This is a genomic window from Facklamia sp. HMSC062C11, from assembly GCF_001810675.1.
Lineage (GTDB): Bacteria > Bacillota > Bacilli > Lactobacillales > Aerococcaceae > Facklamia > Facklamia hominis.
On the sequence record NZ_KV802382.1, the window covers coordinates 88,577 to 113,942 of the forward strand.

Sequence of the window (25,366 nt, forward strand, 5' to 3'; positions counted from 1 at the left end):
TTCATGGTCATTATAAGCTTAATAAGAATAAATTAAAAGTTTATTTAAAGAATTTTTTAAAGGGGATAACGAATAATACTTATATAAATGTATTTAGTGTAGGATTCTGTTTTAGTCGATAAGTGCTTGTGCTCAGGGGTTAGAGCGAGTCCCTTTTTTGTTAGATTATTTTAAAATATAGTAGGCTAGGATTATTAAAATAATAAAGAGTAACCAACGAGAATTGGACGATTCTGATTTTTTGCTCTTTTTGCGAGATCTACCTAGGTAAGAAAGCGGATTGGTTGAAAAGGTGGTACGACGGTAGATGGTATTATAGAGGGCTTTCTTCGGATTTCTTAGCCATCCCATTCCTTTTTTTCCATAAAAGGGATTGAGGCTTCGCTTGATACGCCGTTTGATTTGACCGGTGGTACGAGCCTTAATGCTTTTTTCAAGATTCATTTTACGTGGACCTATTTTCATTAGGAGTCTTCCTTTCTTCGCTAGATATTAATTCCATTCTATAATGAACGCATCGATAAAGCACTATTTATTTTTTATAAATTTTTAGGCAGAGACTTGACAGCTTACTTTTTAATGATTATAATTAAGCTACAATCAAATAAGATAAATCTGAACAAGCGGTAAATTTATTTATGCAGCTGGGTTACATGAAAAATGTAACAGCAGAGCCAGAGCGCACTGTGAGACAGTTATTAACTGTCTTTGGTGCGCTCTTTTTTTATACTTATTTAGATTAGTGACTAAAAAGGAGACGAGAAAGATGTTGACGTATTTGTTAAAAGAAAGAAGCGGCCGGTTTGTATTATTAGGAACAGGATGTCTATTAGCTGGTTACTTGTGCCAATTTCTATCTTTGCCCCTGGTTTCAACGCTGTGTTTTTACATTGCGATATTCTTTTTAGGTTATCAAGCCACCAAAAATGCTATCGTAGATACCTGGCAGAATCGCCAACTCAATGTTGATCTGTTGATGATTTTAGCGGCTTTGGGAGCGTGTACTATTGGATTTGAATCAGAAGGTGCTTTGCTCTTGTTTATATTTGCAGTCGCAGAAGTCCTAGAACAATATGCCAATGATCGCTCGTCGTCGGCAATTACGGCTTTGATGAGCCAAGTACCAGAAACAGCTCAACGACTTTTGCCTTCTGGTGAAACAGAAGAAGTATTAACCGAGGAATTAAAAGTTGGTGATCAAATTTTGATTGCTAAAGGGGCACAAATTTCCATTGACGGAACGGTTGAGTCGGCGGTTGAAGTTAATGAGGCTGCTTTGACAGGGGAGTCCGTACCGGTTCATAAAAATATAGGCGAGGAAGTCTATGCTGGAACAGTAAATGATGGCCAGTCCTTTGTGCTCAAGGTATCGAAAACAGCAGATCAAACAGTCTTTTCGAATATTATCCGTATGGTGGAAGAGGCTGAAAACCGTCCAAGTAAGGCTTCGCGGTTTATTGATAAAATTGAAAATAAATATGTATGGTCTGTACTAATTGCGGTCCCACTCTTTATTGCGCTTTTGCATTTTGGTCAAGGGTTAAGTTTTCAAGAAGCTTTTTATCGAGGAATGGTTTTCTTAACAGTGGCGAGTCCGTGTGCCTTAGTGGCCTCAGCCACTCCTGCTACTTTAGCCGCTATTTCTAAAGGGGCTAGAAACGGTATTCTAGTGAAAGGGGGAGCTGCTCTGGAAGCTTTGAATCAAATGGAGCACTTATTGAGTGATAAGACGGGAACTTTGACCTTCGGAGCTTTTGATGTGGTCGACTATGAGCTAGTGGATGAATTGTTGGCAGAGGTGGTATTTATGGAACAGCATTCGACCCATCCTATCGCCCAAGCGATCGTGACAAAGTTTAAAGCGGTCGATCTATCGAAGTTGGATCGTCAGCAAGAAGTTGAAGAATTGACCGGTTCAGGCCTTCGAAAAGGTTCGATCCAAATCGGAAAGCCGTCTGATTTTAATGGTTTTGCAGATCCAAAGGGGATTCAGGGTAAACTATCTCAGTCAGATTATACCTATGTCCTAGTGTCGAAAGATCAACAAATTCAAGGTTATTTAGCACTATCTGATCAAATTCGCCCTCAAGCTAAGGAAGCGGTCAAGAATTTTCAAGCGGCGGGTGTTAGGGTTCATATGCTAACGGGTGATAATGAAAAAGTGGCACAGCATGTGGCTGCTGAATTAGGGATTGATCAATATCAAGCGGCTATGATGCCAGAAGACAAGATTCACTATGTAAAAACTGGTCAAGATAAAGGTTATATTATGGGAATGATTGGTGATGGAATTAATGATGCGCCAGCCCTAGCCTTGGCAGATATTTCAGTGGCAATGGGATCAGGTTCAGCCGTTGCGATGGAATCTGCGGACATCGTTATTGTAAAAAATGACTTGGCGAAACTCTATCAAGAATTTGAATCCAGTCGAAAATTAAAACGAATTATTCGAGAAAATATAATTTTTGCTGTAGGTGTGATTATTGGCTTGGTTATTGCTAATTTCTTTGGTTGGATTACTTTGCCATATGCCGTATTATTCCATGAAGGATCAACGATTCTTGTTATTTTAAATGGCTTAAGAATGTTGAAATAGATCAAAGCTTTTATATTGACTTAGCTTGCGTTACAATGAATGAAAGATTGATGAAGGGGGTTAGCGCATGACACAGTATAAAGCTTTCAAAGTGAAGGATGTTTTTTCAAGCCCAGAAATTCTGAATTCTGATGTTTATCAAATATCCCTTGAGGTATTTAACGCGGTTAGTCATGGGGTTGGATTTGTCTTATCAATTCTAGCGACTTGTTTTTTGTTCATGAAAGGGGTCAAAAGTCAGTCGCTAATGAGTATCATTGCCTATTTAATTTTTGCTTTGTCGATGTGCTTGATGTATTTTAACTCGATGATGTATCATGCAATGTCGCGGACAATCTTAAGACCCATCTTTAAATTTTTTGATCACACTGCGATTTATCTATTGATAGCGGGTTCTTATACACCTTTCGCCTTATTGTTAGTTGGCGGTTGGTTAGGATTGGTTTTAGTGATTGTGGAGTGGGGCATAGCTTTAATTGGGATCATGGGAAAAGCAGTCGGTAATGAGTGGGTTATTAAACATTCGACACTTTTATATTTGTTAATGGGTTGGATGGCTATCTTTGCTATTAGGTCGATTCTAACCAAGTTACCCTTACCAGGAATTATTTGGCTCTTTGCTGGCGGATTAGCCTATAGTCTAGGAACGATTTTCTATAAGTTTGACGAAAAATATGCCTACTTTCATGTCTTCTGGCACTTCTTTGTGATGTTGGGCTCAGCTTGTCTTTTTGTGACGGTCTATTGTTATGTGTAGTAGATAGAGAGAATGATAAAACTGCTTGTTCCAGATCAGGGGACAAGCAGTTTTTTATTAATTTTTTCCTAGTGAAAGCGAAGATTAAAACGACAGGTGTGGCTAATTATTATTTAAGATAAATTCTAAAAGTTGAGAGCTATTAGTTAAAATACAAAAAGAGGCTTGTCATTTGACCTGACAAGCCTCTATAAAAATTAATCTTCAGTTCTAGCGTTTTTATCAACAAAGCCGTATTTCTTGTTGAACTTATCAACAACACCATCGGCTTGAGTAAATTTCTGACGTCCCGTGTAGAATGGATGTGAATCAGAGGTAACTTCCATCCGGATCAATGGATAAGTATTTCCGTCTTCCCATTCAACTGTTTCTTGAGAAGTTTTAGTTGATCCTGATAAAAATTTAAACCCGGTTGAAGTATCCATAAACACGACTGGATGGTAATCTGGATGAATTCCTTGTTTCATGCTTATACTTCCTTTCTGCCGTAAGCTATTCGCTAGCCTACAGTTATTCTTACACAAAGTGCAACAAAAGTATTTTAGCAAAAAATAAGAGAGGATGCAAGTTGTTTTTAGGGGAAACTTTTTAGGGAAAAATTGGACTAGATGAGTCTAACTACTAAGTTTATCTGTGACTCTAACCACTAGAAAATTGCGACCGGTAAAACGCTTGCAAATAAAACGGGGGGAGTATAATGACAGCAGAAAACGTTTTATTTACCAAGCGATGAAGAAATACCTTTATCAGATCCGAGAAGTTACCGTCCAGTTATGGGAGCTCGGTAAAGAGTTGCCTTGAAATGATTGATATCGTTTGCTTTTAAGTAGGAAAATATAATAGAAAAGAAGGTTAGATAATGAAAGCGATTCGTTGGGATTTGAGCCTGATAGCGGGGATTGTTTTAACTATTTTAGCGGCATTAATGAGTGTGACGATTCCTTTGTTTCTAAAAACGATGATTGATGGTGGTGGCCATTTTAGCTTAAAGAACATTTTCATATTATTGCTTTTGTTTGTCCTTCAAGCAGCACTGGCGGGACTGGGAGGATTTTTAGCGGCCCTAAATGGAGAAAAGACCGTTGAATCACTTAGAAGCCGTCTTAACGCTCACTTAATCTATTTGCCTCAATCTTTTTTTGACCAACAAGAGTCAGGGGAGTTTGTGTCACGGATTATGACGGATAGTCAAGAGATCCGTGAATTTGTGACGCAGTCTTTACCGAATTTTATTTTGGGTATTTTTACCATTATTTTTTCCGTGATTGCCCTGATTCGTTTAGATTGGAAGCTATCTTTAGCGATGGTTATTACTTTTCCGGTAATGCTGTCTCTATTGATCCCGATCTCTAAGCTGTCATTTGCCAACGCTGAGAAATTTCAGACTTCGAATTCAAGGCTTACTTCTAAATTGATAACGATTTATAAAAATATGGCTTTTATCAAGCTATTAACAGCAGAAGATCAGGTGTCTAATGATTTTGATCAAGCAAATCAGGAGAATTTTAGCCTTGCTGTTCAGAAGAAAAAAATAGAGGCTTTTACTCAGCCGGTTGGTTTGGCTTTTCTATTTGCGGCTATTACGATTGTTTTTGCGTATGGGGGTTATCGGGTTTCCTCGGGAGCAATCACGGTAGGGACCTTAATGTCGTTTTTAGTATTTACCCTGCAATTATTGAATCCAATGGGTGGGTTGTCGGATCAAATTTCGAGTTATTTTAGAATGAAGGGAGCCTCAGCCAAACTATTTAGTTTTTTTGAGATGGCTAAAGAGGATGTGGGTGGAGACCAAGTTTTTCAAGCGGGCGATATCCTAATTAAGGATGTTTCATTTGCCTATCAAGATAAAGAAATCATTACTGGATTAGACTTAGTTATTCCTAGAGGTTGTCGTTTAGCCATTGTTGGTCCTTCGGGTTCGGGTAAGTCCACTCTAACTCGACTCTTGATGCGTCTTTACCAGCCTCAAAAAGGTCAGATAAGCATAAATGGTCAAGAAATTAATAGGATTGACCTATATCAATGGCGCAATGCGATTTCATATATTGCTCAGGGCAGCTTTTTTATATCAGGGAGTTTACGAGATAATCTTTTATTTGGTCTCAAATCTAAACCAACCGATCAAAAGATTCATCAAGTCTTACAACAAGTTGGTTTAAGTGAGGACCTTGCTCGCATGGAACAAGGATTGGACACGCCAGTGGGCGAAGATGGCAATCTCTTATCAGGGGGTCAAAAGCAACGGCTATCCATTGCCCGAGCCCTCTTAAGGGAACACTCAATTATTATTTTTGATGAAGCAACATCAAATCTCGATGCGGACAAAGAATCGGTGATTATTCAGCTCATCAAGGATCTCCCTGAATCGATTACCGTGATTATTGTTGCCCACCGTTTATCAACAGTGGTGGATGCGGACGAAATTATCTTTTTTGATCAAGGAAGAATTACAGGCTTGGGTAGCCACAGAGCGCTTTATGCTAATCATGAAGATTATCGTCGTTATGTTAATGAACAAATGATTCAATAATTGAGAATTAGAAGAGGATCGATTACTAAAGGGGCTGCGGCTCCTTTTTTAATTCGATTTTACAGATAAAAAATGCTATGATTTAGGCGATTAAAAATTCTAGCGAGGTGAGTATTTGAAGTTAGAAAATTTTGAGGAAAAGGGCCTAAAGGTATTTTTAGCAGGTGCTTCGTTTAACTTTCGTCAGGCTAAGCTGCAAGAGGAAGCTTTCTGTCAGCAGATTAACTTGGCATTAAAATCAGGAGGTTTCCCAGAAGGGATGCTCTATTCGGGTAAGCAAGTCCATGGGGATCGCATTGAATATTGTGGGGGACAAAATGGGCAAGAAGAAGCGTTTGGCCGAAGCTTTATAGATACGGATGGCTTGATCACTGATAAATCAGAAGTCATCTTGATGACTAAATTTGCGGATTGTACGCCTATTTTGTTGTATGATCCGGTAAAAAAAGCTCAATGTTTAGTTCACTCGGGTTGGCGAGGAAGCGCTAAGGAAATTGGACGTAAAGCGGTTCAATCGATGCAGGCACACTTTAATAGTCAGCTGGAAGATTTGATGGCTATGGTCGGACCATCTATTGGTCAAGTCGATTATCAAGTGGATGAGATCGTCTATCAAGCCTTTGAAAAACGATCGGACCGCATGAGTTACTTTAAGCCGGATCCTCATGAAGCCGGCAAGTATTATTTAGACATGACCCAGGCCAATGTGTGTTTATTGTTGGATGCGGGGCTTAAAGAATCGCAAATTTATGCAGATACTCGCTCTACTTTCTCGACTTCACAGCTTCATTCTGCTCGACGAGAAGGGACAAATTATCAACTAAATGCAATTTTTTCAATGATTCAGGCTTAGAAGATGTTATAATAGAATTATTAAATCATAAAGGAGCTTATTATGTTTAACGAGAAAGACCAAATTGCTGTCAATACGATTCGCGCCTTATCGGTTGATCAAATTGAAAAGGCCAATTCGGGGCACCCTGGGCTACCGATGGGAGCTGCACCAATGGCCTATGCTTTGTGGGCAGGACACTTGCATGTGAATCCGCAAGACGCAGAGTGGATTAATCGCGATCGTTTTGTGTTATCGGCAGGTCATGGGTCAGCCATGTTGTATTCGTTATTGCATTTGTCAGGTTTTGATTTGTCGATCGAAGATTTAAAGAATTTCCGTCAAGCAGGGTCTAAAACACCGGGACATCCTGAATATCGCCATACTCAAGGGGTTGAAGCAACTACGGGGCCGTTAGGTCAAGGAATTGCTCAGGCGGTTGGAATGGCGACAGCCCAAGAACATTTAGCTGCTCTTTATAATACCGATGAATTTCCTATTTTAGATCATTATGTCTATGCCCTGGTAGGAGACGGTGACTTAATGGAGGGTATCTCCTATGAAGCGTGCTCTTTTGCAGGTCGGCAAAAGCTAGGCAAACTCATTGTTCTTTATGATTCTAATAACATCTCCCTAGATGGAGACTTAGATCAAGCCTTTACTGAGGATATCAAGGGGCGCTTTGAAGCACAAGGTTGGCATTATCAAAAGGTGACGAATGGTAATGATTTGAATCAGATTTCACAAGCAATTGATAAGGCTAAGCATGTTCAAGATCAGCCGTCTTTAATTGAGATCAAGACAGTGATCGGTTACGGCTCACCTAATCAAGGAACTTCAAAAGTTCATGGTGCACCAATCGGTCAAGAGGCATGGACTAAAACTAAGGAAATCTATAAATATACGCAAGAAGCCTTTGTAGTGGCGGAAGGGGCCAGAGCTTTATTCCAAGAAAAAGTGATTGACCGTGGTCAAAAAGCTTATCGAGCTTGGCAAGACTTGTTTGCTAAATATGAAGGGGCTCATCCTGAATTAGCATCATCCCTTAAGGCAGCCTTTGCTGGCGAATTACCAAGCAATTATGATGAAGCGATGACTTTTGCCAATGTTGCTGACAAGGCCGAAGCTAGTCGGGCGACCTCGGGTCGAGCAATTAATGCAATTGCTCAGAGCGTTCCTTACTTCTGGGGCGGATCTGCCGACTTATCGGGGTCCAACAAAACGATGATTAAGGATACAGAAGACTTTATGCCCGAATCACGTCGGGGTCGAAATATTTGGTTCGGTGTTAGAGAATTTGCGATGGCAGCTATGATGAATGGGATTCAACTATACGGCGGAAGCAAGATCTATGGTGGGACCTTCTTTGTCTTTTCTGATTATTTAAAAGCGGCAGTTCGCCTATCTGCGCTTTCTAAATTACCAGTCACCTATGTTTTAACGCATGATTCGATTGCAGTGGGTGAAGACGGACCGACCCATGAACCGATTGAACATTTAGCGGCCTTTAGGGCAATGCCTAATTTGAATGTTTTACGACCAGCGGATGTTAATGAGACTATGGTTGCTTGGAAAGTTGCTTTGGAATCCAAAGAAACGCCAAGTCTATTGGTTTTAAGCCGCCAAAATCTTCCGGTTTTAGCAAACACTCAAGAAAAGGCTGAGGATGGCTTGCGCAAAGGGGCTTATATTATCTCTCCTGAAGCAGATGGGGACTTGCAAGGAATTCTTATTGCGACAGGATCAGAAGTTGCTTTGGCAATTGAGGCGCAAGCGCTGCTTAAGAAAGCAGGCTATAATGTGAGAGTGGTCTCTATGCCGTGCCAGAATCTATTTGACCAAATGGATCCAGCATACCGTGAAGAAGTACTACCTTCAGCGGTTCGTCAACGGATGTCGATTGAAATGGGCGCTGGCTTTGGTTGGGAACGGTATGTTGGCCTTGATGGGGTAGTTTACAGTATTGACCGTTTTGGAGCCTCAGCACCAGGGGACCAAGTTGTTGGGGACTATGGTTTTACCGCTGAAAAAGTGAGTCAAGCTTTCCAAGATAGCTTTAAATAACTTTATTAAAAAGCGTGTTGTAGAAGTGTTATCTTTGTAGTGCCTCCAAAAAGTTGGACCAAAAATCTAACTTTTTGGAGGCACTACATTTTTATGGTGCATTTTTACTTTTAATTAGAATAATTAAAAACTTATTGACCAATAATTTTTAGATTAAAAATATGGTCTACTCAATGCTTGTTTGGTACAATAGGGATAAAGTAAATAAAAGAGGTATATTTTATGAAGCAAAATAGAAAATTTTTTAGGTTATTGATGATTCTAATGTCTGTAGCGACTGCTTTTTCTTTTTATGGAAAAAATACCCGTCCTTTTTTGGTAGATGCTAGAGAAAACCAAGAACAGACAAGTGTTGAGGTTGAGGACATTCATGGAAAAGTAACTGTTCCAGTGAACCCTCAAAAAGTCGTGGCTTTGGACAATCGAACCTTTGATAGCTTAATCGAATGGGGGGTTAAGCCAGTCGCTGTACCCAAAGATGTGATGCCTGCTGACAATGCTTATGTTAAAGATTCTTCCATTGAAAATATTGGCAATCATCGTGAACCAAATCTAGAAATGATTGCTGCCTTGCAGCCAGATCTCGTCATCGTGGGTCAACGGTTTGCTAGTTATTATGATGAAATAAAAGAGCTTGTCCCTGATGCGGTTGTGGTGGATTTTAGTTTTGATGTGAGTGAAGAGGCCAGTGAACCGGGAAAAGCTTTGGTTGAGGGTATGAAGCAGTCGACTCAGGCTCTAGGGAAGATTTTTCAAAAGGAAACAGAGGCCCAAAAGCTTTGTGAAGCTTTTGACTTAGCCGTTTCTCAGGCGCAAGCGGCATATAATGGAAAGGATAAGGTGATGTCTCTGGTAGTATCAGGTGGAGATATTGGCTTTGCAGCACCAGGTTTTGGCCGTGTATGGGGTCCGATATATCAAGTGCTAAATTGGCAACCTGCTTTAGAGGTTGCTAATGAAAGTTCAGACCATAAAGGGGATGACATATCGGTTGAGGCCATTGCTCAAAGTAAACCTGACTGGCTGATGGTATTAGACCGGGATGCAGCTATTCAATCGAACGATGAAGGAGCAAAGCCTGCCAAAGATGTTATCGAACAATCATCGGCTTTAAAGGATTTACAGGTCGTTCAAGAAGGACATATTTATTATGCACCCAAGAGCACTTATACCGATGAATCGATTCAGACTTTTACACAGATCTTTGAAGAAATTGCTCAATTGATGGGTGCATCGTTAGAGAGAAATTAAACAATGTTTAGTAGCTTCTACTAAAGGAGGGAAGAAATGATTCGACGAGTAAAAGTTTCTAGAAAGATAGGGCTTATTTTATTATCGATGATTCTTCTGGGATTGTTTCTTTTATCTCTTTTTGTTGGAGTTTATGATTTAACGCAGTCGGAAACGGCTTGGAAAATGCTTCTAATTACCCGACTTCCTAGGACGTTAGCCTTGGTCTTGACGGGTGCTTCGATGGCTTTGTCGGGGTATATTATGCAATTGTTGACTCAAAATCGCTTCGTAGAACCTACAACCATGGGGACGATGGAATGGGCGGGGCTCGGCTTGATTTTGGCTTATATTATCAATCCGGCAGCCCCTTTAGTGTTTAAGATGAGTTTATGTATTGGATTTTCAATTTTGGGAAGTCTAGTATTTTTAAGATTAGTGCGTCATTTACGCTTTAAGCAATCTGTTCTTCTTCCACTAGTTGGCATTTTATCCGGGGCCGTTATTTCTGCGTTTTCAAATTTTTTAGCCTTACAATTTAACTTGAATCAAATGCTAGAGGTATGGTTCACTGCTTCTTTTGCTTCAGTTCAACAGGGACGGTACGAGTATCTATGGCTAATTATTGGAATAGTCATTATTTTTTATAAATTAGCAGATGAACTAACCATTGCCGGCCTAGGGGAAGAGATCGCTTCAAATTTAGGGGTAGACTATACTAAAATAACTTTTATTGGCGTGTTTTTGGTATCGGTGTCTGTTGGTATTGTAGCTGCAGTAGTGGGGTATTTGCCTTTTATCGGATTGATTATTCCAAATATCGTAGCTATTTTTTGGGGTGACCATTTAAAGAATAATCTTCCTTTTATATTGATTTTGGGTATGATTTGTTTATTAGTTTGTGATTTATTGGCGCGCTGGTTGATTATGCCGTTTGAAGTGCCAGTATCAACTGTTTTGGCCATGGTGGGGTCGATGACTTTTATTGGTTTATTATATATTCAACGAAAGAAGGGTTTGCGCTGAAAGAATTATATTCGCCATTAAGGTCTAGTTATCGGTTTACCTCAAAAGATGTTAAGCGACAATATTATCGCTATTTTATTGGTTTAACTATCCTTGTTAGTATCTTGCTCCTTACCTTACTTTTATATAATAATCCAGTGTCAGCGGGCTCTCCCTCTTTTTGGCCCGTTATGCAGAGGCGTTTAAAGGGAATCATTGCCATTTTACTAGTGGGTATTTGCCAGCCAGTTGCGACGATTATTTTTCAAACAGTGGCCAATAATCGGTTAGTTACTCCCTCTTTGCTTGGCTTTGAGGCAATCTATCATTTGATTCACACGAGTCTGATCTTCTTTATGGGGATGTCTCATTTTATTGAATTTAAGGGTTTGCCAGCTTTTTGTTTGCAACTTGTATTGATGGTTAGTGTCTGTCTATGCTTATATACTTGGCTACTGGAGGATCAAGCGCAAGATATTCATCGGATGCTATTAGTTGGGGTGATGCTAGGTAGTGGTTTGGCTGCTTTAGCAACGTTTATGCGGCGTTTGTTGACACCCTCAGAATTTGATGTTTTGCAGGCCCGTTTATTTGGGTCAGTCAACCATGTTCAAGCTGAGAATTTTATTGTAGCGATACCCTTGGTTTTACTTTTATTTGGACTTGCCCTTTATGTAAGCAAGTATTTGAATGTTTTGATGTTGGGAAATCAAACAGCCAAAAGTCTAGGGCTAGATACTCGTCGCTGGTTAATTTTTAGTTTAATATTAGTGGCGGCCTTAATGGCAATTTCTACGTCTTTAGTAGGGCCTTTGTCCTTTTTTGGTTTTTTAGCGGCACATTTTACCTATTATCTAACGCCGACTTATGATCATCGGCATTTATTTCTAATGGGGCCAGTTGTAGGTGTTTTTATTCTTTCACTGGCTTATTTTACGATGAATCATCTTTTTAACGCTCAAGGAGTCGTGGGTATCCTGATCGAGTTTATCGGAGGGATTACTTTTTTAATTTTAATTTTTAAAGATAGTAAAGGGGGGCAAGTATGATAGAATTAGTGGGAGTGACTAAGTCTTATGGGGATCAGCTTTGCCTGGGGCCCTTAACTTTGACAGTTCCATCGGAAAAATTTTCAGCGATTCTAGGGCCGAATGGGGCGGGAAAGTCGACCTTACTTTTGATGATGGGAAGACTATTAGAAAGTGATCAAGGACAGGTTATCTTAGACGGGCGTTCGATCGACTCCCTTTCAAAAAATGATTTGGCTCGGCAAGTGTCAATTCTTCGTCAGGAAAATCATTTAACGGCGCGGGTTACAGTGAAACAACTGGTATCGTTTGGTCGATTTCCTTATACTCGAGGACGTATTAATCAAGAGGATGATCGGATCATCCAGCAGTATTTAAACTTTTTAGATTTAGAAGATCTGAGTCAGCGTTATTTAGATCAACTGTCGGGCGGACAACGTCAAAAGGCCTATGTAGCTATGGTATTAGCTCAAGAAACTCCATATATTCTTTTAGATGAGCCTTTAAATAACTTAGATATGGCTGCCTCAATTCAAATGATGCATTATTTGAATCAGATTGTTACAGAGTTAGGGCGAACAGTTGTGGCCGTACTGCATGATGTGAATCTTGCCAGCCGATATTGTGATTGGCTGTTTACTCTAAAACAAGGACAATTGATACAAGAAGGATCTCCTTATCAGGTGGTCACATCTTCGAACTTAGAAGAAATTTATGGAACACAGATCGAAGTTATCCAAGGGGATAGAGGGCCGGTTGCTATTTACTAAAGAGATTGCCACAAAAAAGAGGTGCTTTATGAATAAAACAAATGAAACACGATTCTTAATCGTTCGTTTAATTGTATTTGGACTGTTAATAGCCATTCAAATGGCTTGGATTTTGGTAATAATTGAGGGTCTGTTGAGTTATTCTGCTTTGCTGAATATGGTCTTAAGTTTGCTCTCTTTTCTAATTATTTTATATTTAATGAATAAAGATGATAGTCCTGCTTATCGGATGTCGTGGATTATATTGATTGCGCTCTTTCCATTACTTGGTTCGTTATTTTATCTTTTTGCAGGTAATAAACGCCCTTTAAAAGAAATGACCCGACGTATTCAAAATCAAGTAGAAAATCATCGAGTGGATCGACAAACTGTCCCGGATGCATTACCAATTCTTAAGTATAGATCTAATCGGTTATCCTCGATTGCTAAATATGTTTCAGATTTTGCCGGGATGCCTGTTTTGGTTAATCAAGAGGTCGATTATTACCCAAATGGAGAGTCTGTCATGGATGATTTAGTGGCAGACTTAAAAGCAGCTAAGTCGCACATTTTTCTTGAGTTTTTTATTATTGAAGAAGGACAGATGTATAATCAGATTTTTGACGTTCTCAAGCAAAAAGCTAAAGAAGGAGTAGACGTTCGCTTAATCTATGATGATTTTGGATGTTTGTTACGTTTGAATGATTCTTTTGTGGAAGATATGGCACGGTATGGAATCAAAGCCCTAAAGTTTAACCCTGTTCGCCCTATCGTATCCTTAGTCTATAACACGAGAGATCACCGAAAATATATCATTATTGATAACGAAGTGGCTTATACGGGTGGGGTTAATATTGCGGATGAATATATCAATAGGAAGAATCGTTTTGGTTATTGGAAGGATACGATGATTCGTGTTAAAGGGGGCGCTGTTTGGAATTACGCTCACATGTTTCTTTTGTTATGGAATGCTTATAAGAATGAAGATTTTGATTTTACAAAATTTGATCATCTTGCTAGTTTAGATCAAAGTCGTCAAGCTTTAGTAGAAAATCCAAATAAACTTTCATTTGTTCAACCTTTTTCAGACTCACCATTGGATAGCGAGCCTTTAGGAGAAAATGTCTATCGAGAAATCCTCAATGCGGCAGAGGATTATGTATATATTTATACCCCTTATCTAGTGATTTCCTATGAATTACAGACGGCCATGATTTTAGCAGCCAAAAGAGGGGTGGATGTAAGGTTGATGACACCAGGAATTCCAGATAAAAAAATGGTATATCGGATCACGAGGTCTTATTATCGTCCTCTGATTGAAGGCGGTGTTCAGATTTATGAATATCTTCCCGGGTTTTTACATGCTAAATCCTTTGTATCTGATGATCGAGTTGCTATTGTAGGGACGATTAATTTAGACTATCGTTCTTTATATTTACATTTTGAAACAGGAACACTCCTTTATTTTCATCCTCAAATTAAAGCCATTAAAGCAGATTTCTTGGAGGCTCAAGAAGAAGGCAAACGAATTCGTGAGAAACATTTACGAAGAACGGTTTTTGGTAAGATTACCGATGCCTTGTTAAGACTTTTGGCACCATTTGTTTAGAAGGGGTGAAAAAGCGCTTTATCTGCGGTATAATGAATTTATAGAACAATTTTAGAAAGTAGGTGAAGTGATGAGTGTTGTAGATTTGCCTTTGCAGGCAATTAAACAATCAGATATCTTCCAGAACGATCTCCTATTAGAAATACTCGATCTCAACGGAGAACAACTAACGTATTACTTTGAAGATAAGCTTATTGAAAATCCTTTTATCGAGTTTGAGTATCCCATTGAACATCGTGTGAATCAAGTGCCGGTAGATCGGCATGGACATGAAGCTGATCCTGCGATGGATCAACAAAGTCCTTGGTTAGCGCAAACTTTGGAAACTTTTTTATATGAACAAACAATGTTGCATCGGCACACGGTTATTCGAGATGTCATGGTTGCATTGATTGACTATATTGATGATCAAGGCTATTTACCTTATACCTACGAAGAATTAGCCGCTAAGCTGCATCAAGATCCTATTGTTGTCTTAGATGCGATTACTCTTTTGCAGCAATTAGAACCAGCAGGAGTGGCTGCGTATAATGTCAAGGAATGTTTATTGTTGCAGACTTTACAAGATAAGCAGGCACCAACGAGAGCTGCTTATCTATTAGAGAACTTTTTTGATAATTTAAATCATCAGGATTATGCAGCGATTCAGGCTACAACGGGTTTGAGCGAAGCGGTAATTCAGGAATGTGTTTATTATTATCATTCACTTCGTCCGGTCCCTGCGTCTTTATTTGAATCTCGCCCAGTGACGGGATCGATTCCCGATGTCAAAGCTTCTATTGATCAAGATCAAGTGAAGTTGGAGTTTAATCATCAGTATTATCCAAGGTTAAAGTTTAATCAAACATATTATCAAGAGATGACCGAGCAAGAAGATTCAGACTTGCAAGCCTACATTCAAAAGCATTATCATCAATATCAAAGCATGGAACAAGCCTTAAAATTGCGAGAACAATTAATGCTTGCTGCAAGTCAATTGATTATTGATCATCAAAAAGATTTTTTCTTAAAAGTTACGCCAACTCCGAAACCTTATTTAATGAAGGATTTAGCCGAACAAATGGGCTTATCAGAAGCTTTGGTACGATTAATCGTGATGAATAAAAACTTGATGTTTAATGAAGTGGTCTATTCTTTATCAGATTTTATCAATGTTTCTGCTAAAGTAGGTCGGTCAGGATTGTCAGCCTTGAATATTCAAGCCTTGATAAAAAATATTATTCACGAGCAGGGGTCAGCTATTACCGATCAAGCAGTGGTTGAATTATTAGCCAAAGATCGCATTATGATTAGTCATCATTTAGTAAAACGTTATCGTGATAGCATGAATAATGATCAGCCATAAATTAAAAGAGGGAATCATGTCGATTGCGACATGATTCCTCTCTTTGCTATTTTTAATGCTTTTTATCTTTAATGAGTTTAAAATTCAAAAAAGTAAGGTTGACGGAAGAAGGGATCTTCCATCAACCTTATTTATATTTTAGAAAATCATTTTATTCAATCGATACGTCATCTTGGGTTAAAGCTTCATTATAATAGATTGAATGGGTGTTGCAAACTAAATGTAAGGGAACTAATTCTTCGCTTGCGGGATCGTAATATGCAATGACAATCAGTCGATTTCCCAGTACGCTTAATGCATGATTAATTAATCGGGCATCGTGGTTATTAGCAAGATTTTCACAATAGCGATAGGATTGGGGGAGAATCAAGCGTGGAACTTGGACTTCATCTCCTGCTACAGTCATTGTGACTTGGTCAATAGCCAGATTTAGTTGGCTAAGATCACTCTCTTTATTAACAAGGGTTAATATTTTTTCTAAATTTTCTGGGACAAGTTCTTCCTGGCTGGCTGATTTTTCTTGGTCAGAAAGTTCTTCTTCATAGTACTTATTCATCGCTTGATTTAAGTCCTGAATGACAGTTTTATCTTGATCAAGTGTTAGATAAGGATAGCTAGCTTGTTCTTCAAGTTGTTCGTTTAGCAAGCGTAAATCCTTTGGCAGTTGGAAAGGATCTATGGATTCTGATTCGTTGGCAAAGACAGTGGGTGCTAGACTAACACAAGTGATGAGGCAAACTAGCAAAAATTTGATATTTTTTAGCAATTTTTTCATAAAGCATTCTCCTTTTCATAGTCAACCTAATTCTAACAAATAATACTTACGCTTAGGTAACAAGTATTTAACAAATTATATTAAAAACGATCCAGATGCATTGCAATCTAAGTTGAATATGCTACACTAGTAGAAGAAATTTAAGGTCTTTTAAGGCATTCCTGTGAGGATGCTAAAGTCTCAAGTTAACTAAAGGCCCTATTTTCGAATACAAGGGCTATTTTTTATGCCCTAAAAAGGGAGAATACTATGGAAAAAGTGACAACATTAATTTTACAACCCTCTGAAAAGCCAAGTTTTGCCAAGGGGTTACTACTTAGTTTTCAGCACGTCTTTGCGATGTTTGGGGCAACGGTTTTAGTCCCTTTAATTTTAGGCTTATCTGTGTCTACGGCTTTACTAGCCAGTGGTGTGGGAACCTTAATATATATTACAGCGACGAAATCCAAGGTTCCGGTCTATCTTGGTTCTTCTTTTGCTTATATTACAGCCATGTCCTTAGCTATGGAGCAGATGGGTGGGGATATTTCTGCAGCTCAAACGGGGATCATGATGGTTGGACTAGTCTATGTCTTGGTATCTTTGATTATTTCTAAGACAGGGACTAAGTGGTTGAATAAGATTCTACCCCCTATTGTGATTGGACCCATGATTATGGTAATTGGCTTGGGATTAGCATCATCTGCCGTAACGAATGCTGGGCTCGTATCTGGTGGAGATTGGCGAAATGTCCTTGTAGCAGTTGCTTCCTTATTAATTTCTGTATTTATTCAAGTATACACTAAAGGTTTCATACGAGTTATTCCATTTTTAATTGCGATTGTGGGAGGTTATATTATAGCCTGCCTATTAGGAATGGTTGATTTTGGACCGGTAATTGAAGCAGCATGGATTCAGTTGCCTGATCTCAGCTTACCATTTGCGACACCGATAGAAAATTGGAAGCAATATCACTTTTATTTTGGACCGGAAGCGTGGGCAATCATACCGATAGCTTTAGTGACTGTTTCAGAACATACAGGGGATCATATTGTTCTAGGGGAAGTTTGTCAGCAGAATTTCTTAGAAGATCCAGGATTAAATCGTACTCTATTAGGGGACGGTGTAGCTACTTTTGTGTCTGCTTTTATTGGTGGACCTGCTAATACGACTTATGGTGAAAATACAGGTGTCATCGCTTTAACCAGAGTGGCTTCTGTGAATGTTATTCGTAATGCAGCCCTGATTGCAATAGCCCTTAGTTTTCTAGGAAAATTTAATGCCTTAATTGGAACCATTCCGCCAGCTGTTCTAGGAGGTATGTCGATTCTACTCTACGGTGTTATTGCCAGTAACGGATTGAAAGTTTTAATTCAAGATCGGACTGATTTTACGCAATCACGTAACTTGATTATTGCCTCAGCCATGTTGGTAATAGGTTTGGGTGGTGCAGTTCTTGATTTTGGAGGATCCTTTGTTCTTTCGGGGACGGCCCTATCCGCCCTGGTCGGAATTGCTTTAAACTTAATGTTAAAAGAAGAAAAAACTGACCATGATTAATGACGATTAATTTAACAGGTAACATGGAGACTGCAGGAACTAGCCTGCGGTCTTTTTTGTTGAAGAAGCCTAAGCTCAAGAATAGTTTTTTTAAGAGGCTTTTGATAAGATACATATAAAGAACTAATCTTTAGAGGAGGAGAATCAATGTTTCCTTATGGCTTTTATTTTGATAGCACCTATATTTATGTGTTAATTGGTATGGGCTTAGTGATGCTGGCTCAATATCTTGTTAAATCGACATTTTCAAAGTATAACCAGTATGCGACCCAAAAAAATATTTCTGGTCAACAAGCTGCCGATCATATTTTAAGGGCAAATAATATCCATGATGTTCGTATTGAACGGGTGAGGGGTGCTTTGACGGACCATTATGACCCCCAAAACAAAGTGCTAAGATTATCGGATGCCACCTATGATCAAACATCGATTGCAGCGGTAGCGGTAGCGGCCCATGAATGTGGTCATGCTGTTCAAGATGCCGTGGGTTATCCTTTGTTAAGGTGGCGAGCTGCTTTAGTGCCAGTGACACAATTCGGTTCTTCGATAGGAATGCCCTTGATTATTATTGGTTTCTTGTTTCAACTGACAGGCTTGATTTGGGTTGGTATTATTGCCTTGTCAGCAGCATTGTTATTCCAATTGGTGACTCTACCCGTTGAATTAGATGCCTCTCGTCGTGCTCTAAAGAGCTTAGAAGCAGAAAATGTATTTCGGAGTGAAGAATTACCAGCAGCAAGGAAGGTTCTCCGGGCAGCGGCATTTACCTATTTAGCAGCAACTATTTCAACCGCTCTACAAATATTCCGTTTAATTCTTTTATCCAACCGATCTAGAAGAGATTAGTGAGGAGGGAATCCATGGCTAAAATCTGGCAAAAGCTAAATCGATTCAAATGGAATCCTCGAATGGCGAAGGAGTTACTTCAAGAGAGTCAGCAACAAGTTGATCGAATGCAACCAGTTAATATTTTATTGGTCGGTAAGACAGGTGCTGGCAAATCAACGCTGATAAATGCTTTGTTTCGTGAGGAGGTTGCAAGAACTGGTATGGGGCTACCGGTAACGGATCACTTGATAAAGTTAACTAAAGAGGGGATGCCTATTACTTTATATGATAGTCGGGGATTGGAATTGGGTCAGTCTGAACAATCTCAAACGATTCAAGGAATATTTGAGTTGATTGATTTGCAGAAAGCAAAAGGACCCACAGAAGCGATTCACTTTGTTTACTATTGTATTCATGGCGGAATGGGTCGAATTGAAGAACAAGAACTTCTTTTAATCGAGCACCTGAGCCAAAAACTACCTGTTATTATTGTGATTACGCAAGCCTATAGTCAAGCTAGTTTTGAATTTAAGCAGTATTTAGAAGCCCATCTCAGTCAAGTTAAGGCCGTTATTCCTGTCTTAGCTAAGCCAGTAAAATTAGCCAATGGTCAAGAAATGGCTGCTTTTGGATTAAAGGAATTGATAATGACGACAATGGCAATTCTACCAGAGGAGCTTCACCAGGCTTTTATCAATGCCCAACAAGCCGATATTGATTTGAAAGTTACTAAGGCGAAACGTTGGGCTAAAACATATATTTCATCTGCTTTCGGTATTGGTTTTATCCCGATTCCTGTTGCAGACGCTTCTTTATTAGTGCCTATGCAAATTAGCATGTTGGCTCAGATTACGGCTTTGTTTGGTTTATCTTTAGATATGGCTCAAATAATGAGCATTTTAGCCGGTATTGGAGGAACGAGTGGGGCCACAGCATTAGGCAAATATATTGTAACCTCTATGATTAAATGGGTACCAGGCTTATCTTTTTTAGGGGGTGGCTTGTTAAATGGAACGACTGCCGCAACATTAACGATGGCTTTGGCTTATGCTTACATTGAAGCATTAAGAAAAATTGCTGTTTCTGAATCTCAGGGTAAGAGGATACCATTGAGACAAATACAAACTTTGATGAGGCAACAATTTAAGCGTGAATTGCAGCACGGTCAAAAGTTGTTTTCAAGCAAACAAGGTCAAGCTATCTTGAAAAAATGGTTAGAATCGAATAATAAGTAATGACAAAATAAAAAATGCTGGTGACACGTATTTAGCATCTAGACTTGACAATGGTGACGGATCATTTTATGATAAACCCTAGCTATTTAGTAATTATTACTTTTTGTGGTTCGGAGGGGTCACATGGAAATATTAAAAGTAGAAGATTTATCTTTTTATTACGATCAGGAAAAAGTATTAAATCAAATTAACTTCACCATTCATGAAGGAGAATTTGTCATTTTAACGGGAGAAAATGGGGCAGCTAAATCAACGTTAATAAAAAATATTATCGGTTTATTTAAACCTGCTACAGGAAAAGTATATTTAGCACCTAAAAATTCTCGCGGAGGGAAATTATCAATTGGTTATGTTGCTCAAAATATCAATGCTTTCAATGCGGGATTCCCTTCAACCGTTCAACGATTTGTTGAGTCAGGACGCTATTCCCAAGGGCGTTGGTTTAAGCCTCTCGACGATAAAGACTATGAGCACGTTGATCGGGCTCTTGATGCAGTAGGTATGGCTCATTTGCGGCATCGTCTGATCGGACAGTTATCAGGTGGGCAAAAGCAGAAGGTGATACTCGCACGTATTTTTGCCTTAGACCCCGATTTTTATGTGCTTGACGAGCCCACAGCGGGTATGGATAGTCAATCAAGGAAAAGTTTTTATCGTTTATTACAGCACTTGACTAAAGAACATGGAAAGACAATTATGATGGTCACGCATGCTGATGATGAAATAGAGGGCTTCTATGATCGTGAAATTCGTTTAATCAGAGAGGAGGGGTCACCGTGGAGATGTTTCAGTATGAATTCATCCAACGAGCACTCATTGCTGGATTAGCAATGTCTTTTATCACGCCGATTATCGGTTTGTTTTTAATTTTACGTCAACAATCCTTATTGGCGGATACCCTTTCTCATATTTCTCTAGCCGGGGTAGCTTTAGGTTTGTTATTACACATTTCACCGACTTATGCAACCTTGTTAGTGGTTGTTTTGGCTTCTCTAGGTATTGAATATCTTCGAACGATTTATCGTGATTTTTCAGAAATATCAGTCGCTTTGATGATGTCTACTGGGATGGCCTTAGCCCTAGTTTTACTCAGTTTAAATACGAGCCAGAGTAATTTCCAAGTGGATCAGTTTTTGTTTGGTTCAATTATTCTGATTCAAGCGAATGAATTAAAATTATTAGTCACGGTAGCTATTTTGGTCATGGCCCTATATTTAATCTTTCGCAAACCTCTCTATGTGGTGTCTTTTGATGAAGCAACCGCTCGGACCTCGGGGTTGCCGGTTAAATTTATCTCTACTTGTTTTTCAGTATTAACAGGTGTAGCGATTTCAATTATGATGCCGATTGTGGGTGCTTTATTAGTATCAGCTTTAATTGTTATCCCATCAGCAACTGCCATTCGGATCGCACGTTCTTTTAATCAAAGCATTGTGATTGGTATTATCATTAATATGCTTGGGATTCTTGTGGGCCTGGTATGTTCTTTTAACTATGACACTCCGCCTGGGGCAAGCATTACCTTATCTTTTATGGGGATTTTCCTTATTGTAACCCTGGGGCAAAAAATTTATCAGACTTTTCAAAAGAAAAGACAAGCTAATTTAGAAATTCGTTCTTAACATAATTGCCTTTTTAAATAAAGCTGTGATCCTTGGATCATGGCTTTTTGCTATATTTGAAACTGTTAAGTAATCGTGATAAAGTAAAAAAAACAGTTAAAGGAGTAAGAAGAATGGCGAATGATCATGGGACTTTCAAATATAAACGAAACCAGCGATTAATTGCGATGACGCAAGTATTAATGCAAGCGCCCAATCAGTTAATTAATTTTGCTCGTTTTACCCAGGAATTTGGGTGTGCAAAGGCCTCTGTTTCTGAAGATATCGAGATGATCAAGGAGGTTATGCTTGCTCGTCAAACAGGTGTCGTTGAAACCTTTACCGGAAAATCCGGCGGGGTTATTTTTAGACCGGCTTTATCGGAAAAAGCTGTTCAAGATTTACAGACTTTAATTCAGGACAAGATGTTGGAAGGCAAACGGATTTTACCTGGTAATTATATTTATGTGAATGATCTACTACAAGATCCATATATTTTAAAATCGATCGCTCAATTAATAGCCTTTAAGTATTATTCAAAAAAAATTGATGCTGTAGTGACGATTGAAGCCAAGGGAATCGGCTTAGCAGCGATGGTGGCTTCATTTTTAAATGTTCCCTATGTGGTCGCAAGAAGAGAATCTTCCAAAATTGAGGGATCTACCATTTCGATTAATTATATATCTGGATCACACCAAGTGGTTCAAAAAATGGAGCTATCCAAGCAATCGCTACAAGCTCATTCAAAAGTACTAATGGTAGATGATTTTCTACGTAATGGGGGAACGATGGCCGGTTTATTAAGTTTGATGGAAGAATTTAATTCTAAGGCGGTTGGTATTTGTGTTTTCGCAGAAAATAAAGCACAAGGGCGTGTAGCCTTACCAAATTATCAAGCTTTATTTGAAACAAGCTTAGCCTATAATAATGAGGTGGGGCATCATCAACTAGAAACCCAATTAGGGAATTTTTTTTCAATCGGCGAAGGCGGATGGATAAATAACATAGGAAGCGTTATAATGTAGGTAAACGTGTTGAAAAGGGGTGTTGATTGAGTGGAAAGAATGGCAGTCATATTAGCTGCAGGATTGGGTACTCGGATGAAGTCGTCTTTGCCAAAGGTGTTACATCCGATTTCAGGCTTGCCCATGGTGGGACATGTACTGCGTGCGGTTAATGCGTGCCGTGTAAGTGAAAAGGTAACAATTGTTGGAAAAGGTGCTGATTTAGTTAAGCATGAATTGGCAGATCAATGTCAGTTTGTTATACAGGATCAGCAGTTGGGAACAGGACATGCAGTCTTACAGGCAAAGGAACTCCTTCAAGATAAGCCAGGTAATACCTTGGTGGTTTGTGGAGATACGCCACTTCTAAAAGGATCAACTTTAAATGATTTGTTCACATACCATGAGACAAGTCAGTCAAAAGCGACGATATTGACTGCAGAAATTGACGATCCTAAAGGCTATGGCCGAGTTATCCGTGATCAAAACGGTGGAGTTATACGGATTGTTGAAGAAAAAGATGCAAAAGATTCTGAACGGCCTGTTCGAGAAATTAATACCGGCACTTATATCTTTGACAATCAGGCTTTATTCCAAGCATTAGAACAAGTGGGAAATGATAATGCTCAAGGTGAATATTATCTTCCGGATGTTATTTCTATTTTAACGAATCAATCTGAAAAGGTATCTGCTTATGTTATGGAAGATGTGAGTGAGTCTTTAGGTGTCAATGATCGTTTGGCGCTTTCTAAGGCTCAATTGCTAATGAATCGTCGACTTGTTGAAGATCATATGCGTCAGGGTGTGACTTTTACGAATCCGGATTCGGTGTACTTAGAAGTGGATGTTACGATTGGCTCAGATACAGTTGTAGAAGCTGGTGTTCAACTTAAAGGGAAAACCAGTATTGGAAAAGGATGTTTAATTGGAGCGCATTCAGAGATTGATTGCTGCGTGATCGGAGATGGAGTGCAAATTCGTCAATCCTTCTTGGAACATTCACAGATTGCTAAGCAGGTAACGATTGGACCATTTGCTCATCTAAGACCCCATAGTAATTTAGGTGAGGGCGTTCATATTGGTAATTTTGTGGAGGTAAAAAATGCGACCCTACACGCAGAAACAAAGGCTGGGCATCTCGCTTATATTGGCGATGCAGAATTAGGTGAATCAGTTAATGTTGGCTGTGGTGTTATTTTTTGCAATTATGATGGTAAAAAGAAACATCATTCAAAGATTGGCGACCAAGTATTTCTTGGATCCAATTCAAACATTGTCTCGCCAGTTGTGGTGGGGGATCGATCGGTGATCGCTGCGGGATCGACAATCACGGAGGATATCGATTCAGAAAGTTTGGGGATTGCACGAAGTAGACAGGTAAATAAAGCAGATTATTGGCAAAAATTTAATACAAACAAATAGAAAGAGGGATTTCCTTTGACGAATATGAATCATTACGCCGACCCAAAGTTGAAGATCTTTGCATTGAGTTCCAACCAACCTTTAGCGGAAAAAGTCGCTCAAGCGGTTGGCCTCGAGCTTGGTAAGGTGTCTTTAACCCACTTTGCTGATGGGGAGATTCGTGTTAACATTGAAGAATCGATTCGCGGTTCGCATGTTTATATTGTTCAATCAACATCTAATCCTGTGAACGATCATTTGATGGAATTGTTAATTATGGTAGATGCTTTGCGTCGAGCTTCTGCAAAAACGATCAATGTGGTCGTTCCTTATTATGGGTATGCCCGTCAAGATCGTAAGTCCCAGTCTCGTGAACCCATTACGGCTAAGTTAGTAGCCAATATGCTTGAAAATGCAGGTGTTAATCGCTTAGTAGCTTTAGACCTTCATGCGGCACAAATTCAAGGCTTCTTTGATATTCCAGTTGATCACTTGTTGGGGGCACCCTTACTCGCGAATTACTTTATTGATAATAATTTGGTGGGGGATGATGTCGTGGTTGTATCTCCAGACCACGGAGGCGTGACACGCGCCCGTAAATTAGCGGAATTTTTAAAGTCGCCGATTGCCATTGTGGATAAGCGCCGTCCCCGTCCTAACGTCGCTGAAGTGATGAATATTGTGGGATCGGTTGAGGGTAAACGAGCTGTTATCATTGATGATATGATTGATACAGCTGGAACGATTTCGATTGCGGCACAAGCCTTAGTGGATCGCGGTGCTACAGAGGTCTATGCTTGCTGTACCCATCCGGTTTTATCAGGCCCTGCCATTGAACGATTGACAAATTCCGTCATTAAAAAAGTGATTGTAACAGATTCGATTCTGTTGCCAGAAGAAAAACGGATTGATAAAATCGAAATTGTATCGGTCGCACGACTAATTGGTGAAGCGATCAAACGAATTCATGAAAACCGCTCTGTTTCACCCCTATTTAATGAAAAATTTTCTAATAAATAATGATGGTTCGTCCGATAAGGGGTAAGCGATCGATTATGCATAGAGGCTGTGACATTTTAGTTACAGCCTCTTTAAATTAGTTTTTAAATAGTGAACGGATAATAATTATATACTTATGTAAGTTATTTTATTTAACTTTGAGTATCCACTCGTTCAAACAGTTCGATTAGACTCTGCTTCTTTTAAATAGAATTCATGGAATAAATTAAAAATGTCAA

Annotated in this window: 22 protein-coding genes; 19 read left to right on the forward strand and 3 right to left on the reverse strand. The window is 39.2% G+C overall.

What is annotated here, in order from left to right; genetic code table 11:
* Window positions 1–165 precede the first annotated feature (165 nt).
* Window positions 166–465, reverse strand: coding sequence for a hypothetical protein (locus HMPREF2758_RS02060; protein ID WP_070608892.1), 300 nt, complete (start codon window positions 463–465; stop codon window positions 166–168).
* A 301-nt stretch (window positions 466–766) separates the two neighbouring features.
* On the opposite strand from HMPREF2758_RS02060, the gene HMPREF2758_RS02065 reads away from it, so the two are divergent.
* Both HMPREF2758_RS02065 and HMPREF2758_RS02070 read left to right on the forward strand, forming a co-directional pair.
* Window positions 767–2,596 carry a heavy metal translocating P-type ATPase gene (locus HMPREF2758_RS02065; RefSeq protein WP_070608894.1) on the forward strand — a complete coding sequence of 610 codons (1,830 nt, stop codon included), beginning with the start codon at window positions 767–769 and terminating at the stop codon, window positions 2,594–2,596.
* A gap of 67 nt (window positions 2,597–2,663) precedes the next feature.
* Window positions 2,664–3,353, forward strand: a complete 690-nt coding sequence (locus HMPREF2758_RS02070; protein WP_070608896.1) for a PAQR family membrane homeostasis protein TrhA — start codon at window positions 2,664–2,666, stop codon at window positions 3,351–3,353.
* 197 nt (window positions 3,354–3,550) lie between these two features.
* Here the strand turns inward: HMPREF2758_RS02070 and HMPREF2758_RS02075 are convergent, their stop codons facing one another.
* Window positions 3,551–3,820: a type B 50S ribosomal protein L31 gene (locus tag HMPREF2758_RS02075; RefSeq protein ID WP_006908256.1), complete on the reverse strand. Its 270-nt coding sequence runs from the start codon at window positions 3,818–3,820 to the stop codon at window positions 3,551–3,553.
* 392 nt (window positions 3,821–4,212) lie between these two features.
* Between HMPREF2758_RS02075 and HMPREF2758_RS02080 the strand changes: the two genes are divergently transcribed.
* From HMPREF2758_RS02080 to HMPREF2758_RS02120, 9 genes are all read left to right on the forward strand, one after another.
* Window positions 4,213–5,883 (forward strand): ABC transporter ATP-binding protein, encoded by a 1,671-nt coding sequence (locus tag HMPREF2758_RS02080; RefSeq protein ID WP_070608898.1) that lies wholly within the window; start codon window positions 4,213–4,215, stop codon window positions 5,881–5,883.
* A 115-nt stretch (window positions 5,884–5,998) separates the two neighbouring features.
* A complete protein-coding gene (gene pgeF, locus HMPREF2758_RS02085; RefSeq protein ID WP_070608901.1) occupies window positions 5,999–6,736 on the forward strand; it encodes a peptidoglycan editing factor PgeF in 738 nt (245 codons plus the stop codon).
* Between the two features lie 42 nt (window positions 6,737–6,778).
* Window positions 6,779–8,779: a transketolase gene (gene tkt / locus HMPREF2758_RS02090; protein WP_070608903.1), complete on the forward strand. Its 2,001-nt coding sequence runs from the start codon at window positions 6,779–6,781 to the stop codon at window positions 8,777–8,779.
* A 222-nt stretch (window positions 8,780–9,001) separates the two neighbouring features.
* The gene (locus tag HMPREF2758_RS02095) at window positions 9,002–10,030 is read left to right on the forward strand and encodes a siderophore ABC transporter substrate-binding protein (RefSeq protein WP_070608905.1); all 1,029 of its coding nucleotides are present in this window, start codon (window positions 9,002–9,004) and stop codon (window positions 10,028–10,030) included.
* Window positions 10,031–10,066: 36 nt separating this feature from the next.
* Complete coding sequence (locus HMPREF2758_RS02100) at window positions 10,067–11,035, forward strand: ABC transporter permease (RefSeq protein WP_070608908.1); 969 nt, start codon at window positions 10,067–10,069, stop codon at window positions 11,033–11,035.
* A 170-nt stretch (window positions 11,036–11,205) separates the two neighbouring features.
* A complete protein-coding gene (locus HMPREF2758_RS02105; protein ID WP_148128869.1) occupies window positions 11,206–12,063 on the forward strand; it encodes an iron chelate uptake ABC transporter family permease subunit in 858 nt (285 codons plus the stop codon).
* Window positions 12,060–12,812, forward strand: coding sequence for an iron ABC transporter ATP-binding protein (locus HMPREF2758_RS02110; RefSeq protein WP_070608913.1), 753 nt, complete (start codon window positions 12,060–12,062; stop codon window positions 12,810–12,812). The genes HMPREF2758_RS02105 and HMPREF2758_RS02110 overlap by 4 nt, the downstream gene beginning before the upstream one ends.
* 28 nt (window positions 12,813–12,840) lie before the next feature.
* A complete protein-coding gene (gene cls / locus HMPREF2758_RS02115) occupies window positions 12,841–14,400 on the forward strand; it encodes a cardiolipin synthase (RefSeq protein WP_070608915.1) in 1,560 nt (519 codons plus the stop codon).
* A gap of 70 nt (window positions 14,401–14,470) precedes the next feature.
* Window positions 14,471–15,745 (forward strand): RNA polymerase factor sigma-54, encoded by a 1,275-nt coding sequence (locus HMPREF2758_RS02120; RefSeq protein WP_070608921.1) that lies wholly within the window; start codon window positions 14,471–14,473, stop codon window positions 15,743–15,745.
* A 151-nt stretch (window positions 15,746–15,896) separates the two neighbouring features.
* Here HMPREF2758_RS02120 and HMPREF2758_RS02125 read toward each other — a convergent pair whose 3' ends face one another.
* Window positions 15,897–16,520, reverse strand: coding sequence for a hypothetical protein (locus tag HMPREF2758_RS02125; protein WP_006908246.1), 624 nt, complete (start codon window positions 16,518–16,520; stop codon window positions 15,897–15,899).
* Between the two features lie 249 nt (window positions 16,521–16,769).
* Here HMPREF2758_RS02125 and HMPREF2758_RS02130 point away from each other — a divergent pair, with 249 nt between their 5' ends.
* The 8 genes from HMPREF2758_RS02130 (at window position 16,770) to HMPREF2758_RS02165 (ending at window position 25,148) form a co-directional block, all read left to right on the forward strand.
* On the forward strand, window positions 16,770–18,059 hold the full coding sequence (locus HMPREF2758_RS02130) for a uracil-xanthine permease family protein (protein WP_070608922.1): 1,290 nt from the start codon (window positions 16,770–16,772) through the stop codon (window positions 18,057–18,059).
* Between the two features lie 147 nt (window positions 18,060–18,206).
* The gene (locus HMPREF2758_RS02135) at window positions 18,207–18,905 is read left to right on the forward strand and encodes a zinc metallopeptidase (protein WP_006908244.1); all 699 of its coding nucleotides are present in this window, start codon (window positions 18,207–18,209) and stop codon (window positions 18,903–18,905) included.
* Between the two features lie 14 nt (window positions 18,906–18,919).
* Window positions 18,920–20,122 (forward strand): YcjF family protein, encoded by a 1,203-nt coding sequence (locus HMPREF2758_RS02140; protein ID WP_070608924.1) that lies wholly within the window; start codon window positions 18,920–18,922, stop codon window positions 20,120–20,122.
* A gap of 123 nt (window positions 20,123–20,245) precedes the next feature.
* Window positions 20,246–20,950 (forward strand): metal ABC transporter ATP-binding protein, encoded by a 705-nt coding sequence (locus HMPREF2758_RS02145; protein WP_070608926.1) that lies wholly within the window; start codon window positions 20,246–20,248, stop codon window positions 20,948–20,950.
* Window positions 20,899–21,744 (forward strand): metal ABC transporter permease, encoded by an 846-nt coding sequence (locus HMPREF2758_RS02150; RefSeq protein ID WP_070608928.1) that lies wholly within the window; start codon window positions 20,899–20,901, stop codon window positions 21,742–21,744. Before HMPREF2758_RS02145 ends, HMPREF2758_RS02150 begins: the two co-directional genes overlap by 52 nt.
* A gap of 113 nt (window positions 21,745–21,857) precedes the next feature.
* On the forward strand, window positions 21,858–22,748 hold the full coding sequence (gene purR, locus HMPREF2758_RS02155; protein WP_148128870.1) for a pur operon repressor: 891 nt from the start codon (window positions 21,858–21,860) through the stop codon (window positions 22,746–22,748).
* A 39-nt stretch (window positions 22,749–22,787) separates the two neighbouring features.
* Window positions 22,788–24,149: a bifunctional UDP-N-acetylglucosamine diphosphorylase/glucosamine-1-phosphate N-acetyltransferase GlmU gene (gene glmU / locus HMPREF2758_RS02160; protein ID WP_070608979.1), complete on the forward strand. Its 1,362-nt coding sequence runs from the start codon at window positions 22,788–22,790 to the stop codon at window positions 24,147–24,149.
* A gap of 24 nt (window positions 24,150–24,173) precedes the next feature.
* Complete coding sequence (locus HMPREF2758_RS02165) at window positions 24,174–25,148, forward strand: ribose-phosphate diphosphokinase (RefSeq protein ID WP_035392864.1); 975 nt, start codon at window positions 24,174–24,176, stop codon at window positions 25,146–25,148.
* Window positions 25,149–25,366 lie beyond the last annotated feature (218 nt).

Coding starts and splice junctions, on each gene's coding strand:
- HMPREF2758_RS02100 (WP_070608908.1), top strand. CDS start 10,067: ATGATTCGACGAGTAAAAGTTTCTAGAAAGATAGGGCTTATTTTATTA.
- HMPREF2758_RS02135 (WP_006908244.1), top strand. CDS start 18,207: ATGTTTCCTTATGGCTTTTATTTTGATAGCACCTATATTTATGTGTTA.
- HMPREF2758_RS02070 (WP_070608896.1), top strand. CDS start 2,664: ATGACACAGTATAAAGCTTTCAAAGTGAAGGATGTTTTTTCAAGCCCA.
- HMPREF2758_RS02125 (WP_006908246.1), bottom strand. CDS start 16,520: ATGAAAAAATTGCTAAAAAATATCAAATTTTTGCTAGTTTGCCTCATC.
- HMPREF2758_RS02110 (WP_070608913.1), top strand. CDS start 12,060: ATGATAGAATTAGTGGGAGTGACTAAGTCTTATGGGGATCAGCTTTGC.
- HMPREF2758_RS02060 (WP_070608892.1), bottom strand. CDS start 465: ATGAAAATAGGTCCACGTAAAATGAATCTTGAAAAAAGCATTAAGGCT.
- HMPREF2758_RS02145 (WP_070608926.1), top strand. CDS start 20,246: ATGGAAATATTAAAAGTAGAAGATTTATCTTTTTATTACGATCAGGAA.
- HMPREF2758_RS02140 (WP_070608924.1), top strand. CDS start 18,920: ATGGCTAAAATCTGGCAAAAGCTAAATCGATTCAAATGGAATCCTCGA.
- HMPREF2758_RS02130 (WP_070608922.1), top strand. CDS start 16,770: ATGGAAAAAGTGACAACATTAATTTTACAACCCTCTGAAAAGCCAAGT.
- HMPREF2758_RS02095 (WP_070608905.1), top strand. CDS start 9,002: ATGAAGCAAAATAGAAAATTTTTTAGGTTATTGATGATTCTAATGTCT.
- cls (WP_070608915.1), top strand. CDS start 12,841: ATGAATAAAACAAATGAAACACGATTCTTAATCGTTCGTTTAATTGTA.
- HMPREF2758_RS02105 (WP_148128869.1), top strand. CDS start 11,206: ATGCAGAGGCGTTTAAAGGGAATCATTGCCATTTTACTAGTGGGTATT.
- HMPREF2758_RS02080 (WP_070608898.1), top strand. CDS start 4,213: ATGAAAGCGATTCGTTGGGATTTGAGCCTGATAGCGGGGATTGTTTTA.
- tkt (WP_070608903.1), top strand. CDS start 6,779: ATGTTTAACGAGAAAGACCAAATTGCTGTCAATACGATTCGCGCCTTA.
- HMPREF2758_RS02120 (WP_070608921.1), top strand. CDS start 14,471: ATGAGTGTTGTAGATTTGCCTTTGCAGGCAATTAAACAATCAGATATC.
- HMPREF2758_RS02075 (WP_006908256.1), bottom strand. CDS start 3,820: ATGAAACAAGGAATTCATCCAGATTACCATCCAGTCGTGTTTATGGAT.
- HMPREF2758_RS02165 (WP_035392864.1), top strand. CDS start 24,174: ATGAATCATTACGCCGACCCAAAGTTGAAGATCTTTGCATTGAGTTCC.
- glmU (WP_070608979.1), top strand. CDS start 22,788: ATGGCAGTCATATTAGCTGCAGGATTGGGTACTCGGATGAAGTCGTCT.
- purR (WP_148128870.1), top strand. CDS start 21,858: ATGGCGAATGATCATGGGACTTTCAAATATAAACGAAACCAGCGATTA.
- HMPREF2758_RS02065 (WP_070608894.1), top strand. CDS start 767: ATGTTGACGTATTTGTTAAAAGAAAGAAGCGGCCGGTTTGTATTATTA.